Consider the following 12,397-nt stretch of genomic DNA (forward strand, 5'->3'; position numbering starts at 1 on the left):
GCGGATGGCGCAGCGGTCGGGGCCTGCAGCGAGCTTCCTCACCAGGGTGAATGCGGCCATGCTCGCCGCGGCGCTCGGCGCTGCCGGCCTTCCGTCCGATGCCGGCGCTCAGCGCGCTGCCCGCGAGCCGGACGCCGCCGGCGAGCTCCACTGGTGGCCGATTCGCGAGAGCGTGTGGATGCTCGTCGGCGCGGGCGCGAACATCACTGCTTCGATCGGCCCGGACGGCATATTCCTCGTGAACGCGGGCGAGGCCCAGACCGCGGAAGCCGTGCTCGCCGCGATCGGGGATCTCCAGGCGCGGCTGAACGAATTCGGCAAGCTCGACGTGCGGCAGCCGCCGCGCGGCGGCTCCGAGACGATATCGCACTTCCCCGTGAACACGCACGCGCCGCCGAAGCCGATCCGCTACATCGTCAACACGAGCGCGTTGCCGCACAACGTCGGCGGCAACGAGCTCCTCGCGCGGAGCGGCGTCACGTTCAGCGGCGGCAACGTCGTCGGCACGATTGCGGACGCCGCCGTCGGTGCCGCGGTGCTCGCGCACGAGAACGTGCTGGTGAGGATGGTCTCGGCGGGCGCCCCTTTCGAGGCCTTACCGACGGAAACGTTCTTCGTCGACGAGTACAAGCTCAGCACGTTCTTCAACGGCGACGGGATCCGCATCGTGCACATCCCGGCGGCCACCACGGACGGCGACAGTCTCGTGTACTTCCGCGAAGCCGACGTGATCGCGGCCGGCGACCTCTTCGACATGGACAGCTTCCCCATCATCGACGTCGAGCGCGGCGGACACATCGACGGCGTCATCGACGGGTTGAACTACATACTCGACCTCGCGATCCCGGAATTTCGGACCGAAGGCGGCACGATGATCGTGCCCGGACGCGGACGGCTGGCGGATTCCGCGGACGTCGGGTACTACCGCGACATGCTCACGATCATCCGCGACCAGGTGCAGGCGCTGATCGATCGGGGCATGACGCTGGAGCAAGTTCTGATGGAACGGCCGACGTTCGGCTACGAGGGCCGCTTCGGCTCCGATACGGGACCGTGGACGACGGAAATGTTCATCGAGGCCGTCTACCGCAGCCTGAAGGAGCGGCCCACGCCAGCAATCTCCACTCCAGGAGGACGAGGATGACGATGAGACGTAAATCGACGATTGCCGCTTTTGCCGCCCTGCTGACGGTCGGATTCGCAGCCGAGGCCCACCACTCGTTCACGGCCACCTACGACGAGAACAAGGAGATCACGATCGAAGGCGAGCTCGTGCAGTTCATGTTTCGCAATCCGCACGCCTGGGTGCACGTGCTCGCGCCCGACGAGAACGGCGAGATGGTGCGCTGGGGCGTGGAATGGGGCGGCGCCGGGCAGCTGAGCGGCCAGGGCGTCACGCGCGATTCGCTGAAGCCGGGCGATCACGTCATCATCACCGGCAACCCCGGGCGCAATCCCGTGGATCATCGCATCCGGATGCGCAGCCTGCTCCGCCCGTCGGACGGTTTCGGCTGGGGGTTCGAAGGCGAGACGTTCGACTGATCGGGCCGCCCGCGCGGCCGCCAAGCGCGATGAAATCGAGGCGGGCAAAACGGCTGAAGGCGCTGACGCCGTGCGCGGCGCTGCTCTGGAGCGCCGCGCAGGCGCAGGAGGAGCCGCCTGTGCCGCCGGCCTCGGCGCGCGAGGCCGCGCCGTTCGACATCACCGGGCATTGGGTCTCGCTGATCACCGACGACTGGGTGTACCGAATGCTCACGCCGGCGAAAGGCGACTACTCCTATGTGCCGCTGAATGACGAAGGGCGCCGCGTCGCAGACGCGTGGGACCCGGCGCGCGACGAGGCCGCCGGCGAGCAATGCAAGGGCTACGGCGCGCCGGCGATCATGCGGCTGCCGAGCCGCGTGGAGATCACTTGGCGGGACGACAACACGCTGCAGCTCGACATCGATACGGGCATGCAAACCCGGTTGTTCCGGTTCGATGGCAGCGAGCCCGAAGGGCCGCCGAGCTGGCAAGGCTGGTCCACTGCGGAGTGGGTGTTCTCGGGCGACACGAGCCGGCGCCGCGGCTTCTACCGGCTGCGAGGCTCGCTCGAGGAGATCGAGACTTTCGGATCGCTGAAGGTCGATACGACGCACCTGCGGCCGGGATATCTCAGAAAGAACGGCGTCCCGTACAGCGAGGACGCGCTGATGACCGAGTACTACAACCTGATCGCCGAGGACGACGGGAACGAGTATCTCGTCATCCAAACCTTCGTGAAGGATCCGACGTACCTGGCGGAGCATTTCGTCCGCACGATGCAGTTCAAGCGCGAGCCGGACGGGTCGAAGCGCATGCCGACGGAATGCTCGGCGCGTTGATTGTAGAGCGCCGCGGCAGCAGCATCGGAGCTCGTTTCCTCAGGGCACGGCGGCACGGGAGGCGGCTCGCTGAGGACGGCGCACGGGAGGCGGCTCGAGCTTGGCCTTTCCGGGACACGCCGTGATACTTCCCTGTAGGCTCGTCTGCCGCGTCCCTGCGGCAGACGGTCCCGGAAAGGCCAAGCTCGAGCCGCCTCCTGACACGTCATCGTTGCATCGAGCGAAAAGAGCGGCCTCGTTCGAGCGCTCGCGAGCGCGTCGTCGCCATCCTGGCTGCAGACGGTCTCGGAAGGCTAACCTCGAGCCGCCTCCTGACGCGTCGTCGTTGCGTCGAGCGAAAGGGGCGGCCTCGTTCGAGTGCTCAAAAAGATCGGGGCATGTCGAGGACGTGCGTTGCGACGTAGGACAGGATCAGGTTCGTCGCCACGGGCGCGATCCGGTAGAGGCGCGTCTCCCGGAACTTGCGCTCCACGTCGTACTCCTCGGCGAAGCCGTACCCGCCGAACGTTTGCATGCAGACGTCGGCCGCGTCCCACGACGCCTCCGACGCGAGCAGCTTCGCCATGTTCGCCTCCGCGCCGCAGCGCTCACCCGCGTCGAACAGCGCCGCGGCGCGCCGTACCATCAGCACGGCCGCCTCGGTCCGCACGTGGGCCCGCGCGATCGGAAACTGCACACCCTGGTTCCGCCCGATGGGTGCGCCGAACACCTCGCGCTCCGACGCGTAGCGCGATGCGCGGTCGACGAACCACCGCGCATCGCCGATACACTCCGCGGCGATCAGGATCCGCTCGGCGTTCATGCCGTCGAGGAGGCATCGAAAGCCTTTGCCTTCCTCGCCGATCAGGTTCGCGGCCGGAACCTCGAGACCGTCGAAGAAGAGCTCCGTCGTCGAATGGTTCATCATCGTCTGGATCGGGCGGACCGTGAGCCCGTGCCCGACGGCGTCGCGGAGGTCGACGAGAAGCACCGACAGCCCGTCGGTCGGCTTCGGGCCGGCGCCGCGCGGCGCGGTGCGGGCGAGAAGCAGCATGAGGTCGGAGTGCTCGGTCCGCGAGATGAAGACCTTCCGCCCGTTCACGACGTAGCGGTCGCCACGGCGCACGGCCGTCGTGCGGATGCGGCTCGTGTCCGTGCCGCTCTCCGGCTCCGTGACCGCGAAGGCCTGGAGCCTCAGCCTGCCCTGCGCAATGGCCGGCAGGTAGGCTTCCTTCTGCGCGTCGCTGCCGTGCCGCAGCAACGTGCCCATCGTGTACATCTGCGCGTGGCAGCTCGCGCCGTTGCAACCGCTCGCGTGAATCTGCTCGAGCACGGCGCACGCTTCCGACACGCCGAGGCCGCTGCCGCCGTAGCGTTCCGGAATCAGGATCGAAAGAAAGCCCGCCTCCTGCAGCGCAGCGACGAACTCCGCCGGATAGGCGCGCTCGCGGTCGAGCCGCCTCCAGTACTCCCCGGGAAAACGCTCGCACAGACGCGCGACGGCGTCCCGGATCTCGGCGTGCTCGGCGTCGGCATTCATCGCGCTCTCCCGTGCGCACCGGATGCGGCGCGCGCCGGGGGAGCGTAGCTCAGGTCGCGCGGCGCGGAGAACTCGGGCGGCGGCCGTGTTTCTCGGCAGGCGGCCCGGGCGGGCCGGACGCCGTACCGAACACCCGGCGTGCCGGCCGGGGCGCGGGCACGCCGCCGCTCGCGGCGATCATGTACCATACCGCCCCGCTTGCGCCGCCTCTGTCCCTCGAATCGCGTGGAACCCATCGTCGCTTCGATTCCGTCGGAGATCTGCATCGTCCGCCTCTCGGCCATCGGCGACACGTGCCACACGGTTCCGGTCGTGCGCGCCATTCAAGACGCGTGGCCGCAGACGCGCATCACGTGGATCATCGGCAAGGTGGAGCACGCGCTGATGGCTGGGCTCGACGGCGTCGAGTTCGCCGTGCTGGACAAGGCCCGCGGCCTCGCCGGCTACCGCGCGCTGCGGCGACAGCTTCGCGGCCGCCGCTTTCCGGTGCTGCTGCACATGCACGCCTCGGCGCGGGCGAACGCGGCCTCCCTTGCCGCGCGCGCCGACGTCCGCCTCGGCTTCGACCGGGCCCGTGCCCGCGACTTCCAGTGGTGCTTCTGCAACCGGCGGATCCCCGCGCGGGCGAACATGCACGTGATGGACGGCCTCCTCCAGTTCGCCGAAGCGCTCGGCATCGGCCGCGGCGAGCCGCGGTGGGACATTCCGCTCGGCGACGCGGACGTCGAGCTCGCCGCGTCCGTGATCGACGGCGAGCGCCCGTCGCTCGTGATCAGCCCGTGCACCGGTCAGCGGTTCCGCAACTACCGAAACTGGAACGTGGAGCGCTATGCCGAGGTCGCGGACTACGCACGCAGCCGCTACGGCGCGCAAGTCGTGCTGACGGGCGGAGCGACGGCGATCGAGCGCACGTACGGCGAGGGCATCGCGGCGCTCACGAAGGCGCCGCCCGTGAACCTGATCGGCCGGACGACCCTGAAGCAGCTCTTGGCCGTGCTCGCCCGGGCCACGGTGCTGGTCTGCCCCGACTCGGGCCCCGCGCACATGGCGACGGCCGTCCGCACGCCCGTCGTCGGCCTTTACGCGACCTCGAATCGCCACCGCACCGGGCCCTACTTCAGCCAGCACCTCGTCGCCGACAAGTACCCGGAAGCCGTCCGCCGCGAGTTCGGGCGCTCCGTCGGCGAGATTCGCTGGGGCCGCCGTGTGCGCGACCCGAATGCGATGAGCCTGATCCGGACCGCGGACGTGATCGAGAAGCTCGATCTCGCGTTCGCGGAGCGGGGCGTTGCGCCCATCCGTTGATCCGCCGCTTGGACCGCCGCCCGCTCCGAGGCAGAATTCACCGAGCTTCACGCAGCTCACGAGAGTCATGACCGGCACGACGCCCGCCGCCCGCTACACGCTGCGCAGTTTCGACCGCGCCTCACCCGAGCAGATCGAGGACGCGCTCGAGCGCGCCGAGGTCGTGTACTTCGAGCGCTGCCCCGTGGAGCTGCCGCCGGCCGAGGATCTCGATCTCCTGCGGAACGGCTTGCCCGGCGCGCTGAAGGCGAAGAACTTGAGCTACCACCCGGAGTCGGACTCTGTGCCGCGCCTCGAGGCGGACCCGGACACCCGGCGGCGCGTGGAGTCGATCCTGCGCACGCACGGGCAGCGGGTCGAGGCCTTCCTCAGAAGCGTGCTCCCGGACTACGCGGACGGGTGGACCGTCGGCACCACGAGCTTCCGCCCGGTCGAGGAGCAGGGGCGCAAGCTTCCTCCCCGGTCGAGCAACGAGCTCGTGCACATCGATGCCGGCGCGTACGGCGCGACGAAGGGCGCCCGCATCCTGCGCTTTTTCGTCAACGTGCATCCGGATCGGGCCCGCGTCTGGGGCACGAAGGGCAGCTTCGCGGAGCTGATGCGGCGGCACGAGGAGCTTTGGGCGGCGGCGCGCGGCGGCAAGCCGAAAGTGACCCTCGAGCCGTCGCCGATGGACAAGCTGTGGAGCGGCGTGGTGCGCGGCGTCGCCCGCGTGTATCCGCTCGTGAAGGTCATCGACTCGAGCCCCTACGACCGGGCGATGCGCCGCATCCACAACCATATGAAGGAAGTGCCGAGCTTCCGCGACAGCCCGGAGGGCTTCATGGAGATTCACTTCCCGCCGATGTCGGCGTGGATGGTGTTCACGGACGGAATCAGCCATTCGGTGCGCGAGGGCCGGCATGCCTTCGTCACGACGTTGCTGGTGCCGCTCGAGCGCTGCCGGCGGCCGGAGCTCGCGCCGTATCACATCCTCGCGGCATCCGGCGCCGCGTGAGGTCCTCGTCCGCGTGCACCGGAATGCGGTGACGTCGGAAACGCGAGCGCTTGCGGAGTACGTCGCCGGCAGCGACCTCGACGCCGTTCCGCACGACGTCCGCCGCGAAGCCCGACGCGCCCTGCTCAACTACGTGGGCTGCGCGCTCGGCGGGAGCGTCGAGCCGGCCGTGGACGTCGCGGTCCGCGTGCTCGCGCCGTACTCCGGTCCGCCCCGGTCCGCGGTCCTCGGCCGCCGCGAGCGCTTCGACCCGCTCCACGCCGCGCTGCTGAACGGCATCGCCTCGCACGTTCACGAGTTCGACGACACCACGCCGAAGAACTACATCCATCCGAGCCCGCCCGTCGCGTCCGCCCTCTTCGCTCATGCGGCCGCGCATCGCGTCTCGGGCGCGGATTTCGTGCACGCGTTCATCCTCGGATTCGAGGCCGAGTCGCGCGTCGGGGATGCCGTCTATCCGGCCCACTACGAGGCCGGCTGGCACATCACCGCGACCGCGGGCGTGTTCGGCGCCGCGGCGGCGATCGGGCGACTCCTTCAGCTCTCCGCCGAGCAGATGGTCTTCGCATTCGGCCTCGCGGCCACTCAGGCGGCGGGTATCCGCGAAATGTTCGGCTCGATGGCGAAGTCGTTTCAGCCGGGACGCGCGGCGCAGAACGGCTATACCGCGGCCCTGCTCGCTGCCGCGAGTTTCACCGCCGGCGAGCGCGCGATCGAGGGGCCGCGCGGCTTCGCGGCGGTCGCGGCCGCGCGACACGATCTCACGAGGATCACCGACGGGCTCGGCACCCGTTTCAGCCTGCGCGAGAACGCGTACAAGCCTTACGCGTGCGGAATAGTCGTGCATCCGATCATCGACGGCTGCAGCCGCCTGCGCGAGCGCCATCGGCTCGACCCCGCACGCGTGCGCGCCGTGCGCCTCGAGGTCGCGCCGCTCGTGCTCGACCTGTGCAACCACAAGACGCTGCACCGCGCGCTGCAGAGCAAGTACTCGATCTATCACGCGGCCGCGATCGGCCTCGCCCGCGGCAAGGGCGGGCTCGAGGAATTCACCGACGAGGCGGTCGCCGACCCGATGCTCGCGCGCCTCAGAGCGAGGACGACGGCCGTACCGAACCCGCGGATCGGCGAAGACCAGGTGCGGATCGAAGTCGAGCTCGACGACGGCGACGTGCTCGAGCTCTTCGTCGAGGAGTCGCTCGGCAACCTGCGGCGCCCGCTGACCGATGCGCAGCTGGAGGAAAAGTTCCGCGATCTGGCTGCGCGCGCGCTCCCGGCCGGCCGGATCGACGCCGTGATCGAGCGCTGCCGGCGGATCGAAGAGCTGGACGACGTCGGCGAGCTCGTACGCGCCGCCGTGCCGTGAACCCGCTGTGGATCGCGTCCGTGGCGGCTCCCGGTGATCGCGCCGCGGAATCTTGCTAAGCTCGGGCATGCCGCGCGAACGCCTCGGCCGCGAAACGTTCTCGCGTGCAGTGCCCGCCGGCCCTGCGCCGCATCGGAGACAGAGCATGTTCTTGACGAAGAAGGTTCTTCCCCGGCGAACGTTCTTGCGCGGCGCCGGCGCCGCGCTGGCGCTGCCGCTGCTCGATGCGATGGTGCCCGCGTTCGCGAGCAACGCAAAGCAAGGGCCGCGTCTCGGCTTCGTTTACGTGCCGCACGGCGCGATCATGAGCCGGTGGACGCCGGACGGCGTCGGCCGCGAGTTCGAATTCAAGGACATCCTCGAGCCGCTCGAACCGTTTCGCGATCGGCTCTCCATCGTCAGCGGCCTCCACCATCGAGCGGCCGACACCACGGCGGTTCACTCGCTGAGCCCGACCACATGGCTCAGCGGGGTCCGGCCGAAGCCGACTCAGGGCGTGGACGCCTACGCGGGCGTCACGGCCGATCAGTACGCCGCGATGGCGATCGGGCAGGAGACGATGCTCCCGTCGATGGAGCTCGCCACCGAGGACCATTCCTCGCTGATCGGCGCGTGTGACCGCGACTACGGCTGCATCTACATGAACACGCTGTCGTGGCGGACCCCGACCACGCCGCTGCCAATGGAGATCAATCCGCGCAAAGTGTTCGAGCGCATGTTCGGCGATGGCGGCAGCATCGAGGAGCAGATCGCGCGGCGGCGCGAGGACCGCAGCATTCTCGACGCGCTCTCGCAGCAGGCGCGGACGCTCCGGTCCGACTTGGGGCCGCGGGACCGGGAAAGGCTCGACATCTATCTCGAGAGCGTCCGCGAGATCGAGCGCCGGCTGCAGCGGGCCGAGTCGCAGATCGCCGCGAACCGCGACCTCGAGATTCCGGAGGCGCCTCCGGGCATCCCGTTCGTGTACGAGGATCACGTCGACATCATGTTCGACCTGTTGACGCTCGCCTACCGGGCCGACATCACACGGGTCTTCACGTTCATGATGGCGCGGGAGATCAGCAACCGAACGTACCCGCAAGTGGGCGTCGTCGAAGGCCACCACGCCGTGTCGCATCACCAGAACCGCCCGGACAAGATGGACATGAACGCGCGGATCAATCGCTACCACGTCGGCCTGTTCGCACGGTTCCTCGAGAAGCTGGACGCAGTCGAGGACGGCGACGGGACGCTGCTCGATCACTCGATGCTGCTCTACGGCAGCAACATGAGCAACAGCAACGCGCACGACCATTATCCGCTGCCGAGCATCGTCGCTGGCGGCGGCCGCGCGCGCCTCACCGGGGGGCAGCACGTGAAGTGCGCGGATCATACGCCGATGACGAACCTGCTGTTGACGATGCTCGACAAGGCGGACGTGCCGATGGAGTCGCTGGGGGACAGCACGGGGATGATCGCGGAGCTGTAGGCCGCGCGAGCGGAGGGCGCCCCGCGGGCGGGCGAGGAGAGTTCGGATGAGTGCCGGTTCGATGCGTCGCATTCTGTGGGCCGCGGCGCTGTCCGCGGCGGCCGGCGCCGCCTTCGCCGGCGTCCCGCCGCTCGTCGAGGCGGTCAAATCGGGAGATGACGCTCGCGCGAGCGCGTTGCTTCGCGCAGGCGCGGACGCGAGCGCGGCGGAAGCGGACGGGACGACGGCGCTGCATTGGGCCGTGCGGAACGACGATGCGGAGCTGGCCGAGCGGCTCCTCGACGCGGGTGCGGACCCGACGGCGCGCAATCGCTACGGCGTCACCCCGCTCTATCTCGCGGCCGTCAACGGCAGCGCCGAAATGATCGAGCGCCTGCTCGACGCCGGCGCGCAGCCGAACGAGATCGGCAACGACGGCGAGACGGTGCTGATGACGGCCGCGCGCACCGGCGACGTCGACGCGGCGAGAGTCCTGCTCGAGCGCGGCGCCGAGGTCGACGCACGCGAGAGCTGGCACGGGCAAACGGCGCTGATGTGGGCCGCCGCGCAGGGCCACCCGGACATGCTGCGGCTTCTCGTCGAGCACGGGGCCGATGTCGATGCGCGCTCGAATCTCGAGGAGTGGGAACGGCAGTACACGGCCGAGCCGCGCGCGAAGTGGCTCCCGCCCGGCGCGATGACCCCGCTCCTGTTTGCGGCCCGCGAAGGCTGCGTGGAATGCATCCGCGTGCTGGCCGAGCTCGGCGCCGACGTGAATGCCGTGACTCCGGACGGGATCAGCGCAGTGGTGTCGGCGCTCATCAACGGCCATTACGATGCGGCCGCGGCGCTCGTCGAGGCGGGCACGGACCCGAACCTCGTCGACGAGACCGGACGCAGCGCGCTCTATGCCGCGATCGATTTCAATACGATGCCGAGCTCGAACCGGCCCGCACCGCACGTGCTCGAGAACGAGCTGACCGCGCTCGACGTCGCCGAGCTGCTCCTCGAGCACGGGGCGGACGTGAATGTCCGGCTGAAGCGCATGGCGCCGTACCGCGCGAAGCTCGACCGCGGGAACGACACGATGCTGACCACCGGCACGACGCCGCTGCTGCGCGCGGCGAAGGCCGGCGACGTTCCGGCGATCCGCCTGCTGCTCGCGAACGGTGCGGATCCGACGCTCGCCACGGAAGACGGCATCAACCCGCTGATGGCCGCCGCGGGCCTAGGAACGCAGGAGCAGGACACCACGGGCCGCTACAAGACGGAGGCGCAGGCGATCGAGTCGATCCGCATCCTGATGGACGCAGGCCTCGACGTGAACGAGGTCGATGCGCGCGGAAGGACGGCCGTACACGGCGCGGCGCTGCAGGGCTACGACGACGTGATCCGGTTCCTCGCGGCGAACGGCGCGCGCCTCGACGTCGAGGACGGCGACGGGTTCACCCCGCTCGAAACGGCGCTCGGGCTGGCCGGCGGCTTCGGTTTCGCCGGCAAGGAAGGCGTGGTCCGCGAAAGCACGGCCGCGCTGCTCCGCGAGCTGCTCGGCGAGCAGCGTACGGCCTCCAGTGCGGCGGCGCAGACCGCGACCGGCGCCCGCTGATCGAGCCCCGGCTGCTCACGCGCTCGAGGCCCGCCTCACCCGCGGCGGGCCGCCGCTCGACGGCAGCGGCTGCGCTCAACGCGCAGTCGGCTCGTACTCCGGATATGCGGGCTCCCACATCGCCGCGGCCACCTCGTGCTCGATGTCCTCGGCGCAAATGTCCGCAACGCCGTCTTCGAGCGCCTGGCGCGCGACCGCGACCGCGATCGCGTAGGAGACGGAGCGAAGCCGGTCGATCGAAGGAAAGAGCAGGCCCGACGCGCATTCCTCGTCGGTGACGCGAGCCGCAAGCGCCTTCGACGCGGCGTTCGTCATGCCATTGGTCACCCGGCGCGCGCGCGCGGCAAGGGTACCGAGCCCCAGCCCCGGGAAGATGAAGACGTTGTTACCCTGACCGACCCTGTACCGGCGCCCGTTGCAGACGACGTCGGGGAACGGGCTGCCGGCGGCCACGAGGCATCGGCAGTCCGTCCACGCGTAAAGATCCGCCGGCTTCGCCTCGCAGTTCGAGCTCGGGTTCGAGGACGGAAAAATTATCGGGCGCTCGACGTGCGCGGCCATCTCGCGCACGACCTCCTCGCTGAACGCACCGCCGACCCCGGAGACGCCGATCAGTATCGTCGGCCGGAACTTCCGCACGACATCGAGAAGCATCCGCTCGCGAGGGTTGTGAAGCCCGTGACGCTCCGCGAGCGCCGGCGACCAGGCCAGCTCCCGCTTGTAAGGATCCATGATGCGTCCGTCGTCGACGAGCAAGCCGTGCCGATCGAGCACGGCAACCTCCGCGAGACGCTCCGCGTGGCCGACGCCTTCCTCGGCGAGCTGGGTCTTGATCTGCCGCGCGACACCGAGGCCCGCCGCTCCCGCGCCGAGGATCACGATGCGCTGCTCGGACAGCCGCTCCCCCTTTATCCGGAGCGCGCTGTTCAGGCCGGCCAGGACCACGGCGCCCGTGCCCTGAATGTCGTCGTTGAAAGACGGAATACGGTCGACGTAGCGATCGAGGATCGTCAGCGCGTTGTCCTTGCGGAAATCCTCCCACTGCACGAGCGCGTTCGGCATCACCGCGGCCACGGCCTCGACGAACTCGTCGACGAGCTCGATGTACTCGCTGCCGCGGAGCCTGCGCGCGGGCCAGCCGAGATACTGATCGTCCGCGAGCAGCTCGTCGTTGTCGGTGCCGAAATCCAGGCTCACCGGCAGGGCTTGCGCCGGATGAATGCCGGCTGCGGCGGTGTAGAGCGCGAGCTTGCCGACGGAGATCGCCATTCCGCCGGCGCCCTGGTCGCCCAACCCGAGGATCGACTCGTTGTCCGTGACGACGAGCAGCCGGATCTCCTTTCGCGCGACGACCCGGCTCAGCACGTCGGCCATCCGGCCCTTCATGTCCGGAGTGATCCAGACGCCGCCGCCGCCCTGGAACACTCGGCTGAAGCGCTGCGTGGCCGTGCCGACCGTCGGCGTGTAGACGATCGGCATCAGCTCCTCGAGGTGATCGACGAGCACTCTATAAAAGAGGTGAACGTTGCGATTCAGCAGCGCGCTGAGGAGAACGTACTTTTGGAGATCGTCCGGCTGGTTCTGAAGCTGCTCGTAGATGCGCGCCGCCTGCTGGGAAATGTTCTTGGCCTTCACGGGCAGCAAGCCCTCGAGACCGAATCGGTGGCGCTCCTCGGCGGAAAAAGCCGTGCCCTTGTTCAAGAGCGGGTTGCGGATCAGGTCGGTTCCCCGCGCCGAAATTTCGATCCGGCGTCCTCGGCAAGCACGATTCTCGGCGGTCAACTCAACAGCACT

The 12,397-nt window shown here is 69.2% G+C and carries 10 protein-coding genes; 8 read left to right on the forward strand and 2 right to left on the reverse strand.

What is annotated here, in order from left to right; genetic code table 11:
• Positions 1 to 4: 4 nt before the first annotated feature.
• The 3 genes from VF329_10005 to VF329_10015 are packed head-to-tail and all read left to right on the forward strand — an operon-like array spanning position 5 to position 2,363.
• A complete protein-coding gene (locus VF329_10005; GenBank protein HEX7081336.1) occupies positions 5 to 1,144 on the forward strand; it encodes a hypothetical protein in 1,140 nt (379 codons plus the stop codon).
• A 2-nt stretch (positions 1,145 to 1,146) separates the two neighbouring features.
• A complete protein-coding gene (locus tag VF329_10010; GenBank protein HEX7081337.1) occupies positions 1,147 to 1,542 on the forward strand; it encodes a DUF6152 family protein in 396 nt (131 codons plus the stop codon).
• A gap of 29 nt (positions 1,543 to 1,571) precedes the next feature.
• Entirely contained in the window at positions 1,572 to 2,363 is a 792-nt protein-coding gene (locus tag VF329_10015; protein HEX7081338.1) for a hypothetical protein, read from the forward strand.
• A 361-nt stretch (positions 2,364 to 2,724) separates the two neighbouring features.
• Here VF329_10015 and VF329_10020 read toward each other — a convergent pair whose 3' ends face one another.
• A complete protein-coding gene (locus VF329_10020) occupies positions 2,725 to 3,882 on the reverse strand; it encodes an acyl-CoA dehydrogenase family protein (protein ID HEX7081339.1) in 1,158 nt (385 codons plus the stop codon).
• Positions 3,883 to 4,107: 225 nt separating this feature from the next.
• Between VF329_10020 and VF329_10025 the strand changes: the two genes are divergently transcribed.
• The 5 genes from VF329_10025 to VF329_10045 all read left to right on the forward strand — a co-directional run bounded on the left by VF329_10025 (position 4,108) and on the right by VF329_10045 (position 10,603).
• A complete protein-coding gene (locus VF329_10025; protein HEX7081340.1) occupies positions 4,108 to 5,187 on the forward strand; it encodes a glycosyltransferase family 9 protein in 1,080 nt (359 codons plus the stop codon).
• Positions 5,188 to 5,254: 67 nt separating this feature from the next.
• On the forward strand, positions 5,255 to 6,184 hold the full coding sequence (locus VF329_10030; protein HEX7081341.1) for a Kdo hydroxylase family protein: 930 nt from the start codon (positions 5,255 to 5,257) through the stop codon (positions 6,182 to 6,184).
• A gap of 28 nt (positions 6,185 to 6,212) precedes the next feature.
• Positions 6,213 to 7,550: an MmgE/PrpD family protein gene (locus tag VF329_10035; protein HEX7081342.1), complete on the forward strand. Its 1,338-nt coding sequence runs from the start codon at positions 6,213 to 6,215 to the stop codon at positions 7,548 to 7,550.
• A 145-nt stretch (positions 7,551 to 7,695) separates the two neighbouring features.
• Positions 7,696 to 9,018, forward strand: coding sequence for a DUF1552 domain-containing protein (locus VF329_10040; GenBank protein ID HEX7081343.1), 1,323 nt, complete (start codon positions 7,696 to 7,698; stop codon positions 9,016 to 9,018).
• Between the two features lie 46 nt (positions 9,019 to 9,064).
• Positions 9,065 to 10,603 carry an ankyrin repeat domain-containing protein gene (locus VF329_10045; protein ID HEX7081344.1) on the forward strand — a complete coding sequence of 513 codons (1,539 nt, stop codon included), beginning with the start codon at positions 9,065 to 9,067 and terminating at the stop codon, positions 10,601 to 10,603.
• Between the two features lie 75 nt (positions 10,604 to 10,678).
• On the opposite strand, the gene VF329_10050 is transcribed toward VF329_10045, so the two are convergent.
• The gene (locus tag VF329_10050) at positions 10,679 to 12,385 is read right to left on the reverse strand and encodes an NAD-dependent malic enzyme (GenBank protein HEX7081345.1); all 1,707 of its coding nucleotides are present in this window, start codon (positions 12,383 to 12,385) and stop codon (positions 10,679 to 10,681) included.
• Positions 12,386 to 12,397: the final 12 nt, after the last annotated feature.

Source organism: Gammaproteobacteria bacterium, from assembly GCA_036381015.1.
Lineage (GTDB): Bacteria > Pseudomonadota > Gammaproteobacteria > Steroidobacterales > Rariloculaceae > ZC4RG20.

What these genes read in the sequence shown, in the direction of transcription:
- VF329_10045 (HEX7081344.1), top strand. Translation starts at nt 9,065, where the DNA reads ATGAGTGCCGGTTCGATGCGTCGCATTCTGTGGGCCGCGGCGCTGTCC.
- VF329_10040 (HEX7081343.1), top strand. Translation starts at nt 7,696, where the DNA reads ATGTTCTTGACGAAGAAGGTTCTTCCCCGGCGAACGTTCTTGCGCGGC.
- VF329_10020 (HEX7081339.1), bottom strand. Translation starts at nt 3,882, where the DNA reads ATGAATGCCGACGCCGAGCACGCCGAGATCCGGGACGCCGTCGCGCGT.
- VF329_10010 (HEX7081337.1), top strand. Translation starts at nt 1,147, where the DNA reads ATGAGACGTAAATCGACGATTGCCGCTTTTGCCGCCCTGCTGACGGTC.
- VF329_10005 (HEX7081336.1), top strand. Translation starts at nt 5, where the DNA reads ATGGCGCAGCGGTCGGGGCCTGCAGCGAGCTTCCTCACCAGGGTGAAT.
- VF329_10030 (HEX7081341.1), top strand. Translation starts at nt 5,255, where the DNA reads ATGACCGGCACGACGCCCGCCGCCCGCTACACGCTGCGCAGTTTCGAC.
- VF329_10015 (HEX7081338.1), top strand. Translation starts at nt 1,572, where the DNA reads ATGAAATCGAGGCGGGCAAAACGGCTGAAGGCGCTGACGCCGTGCGCG.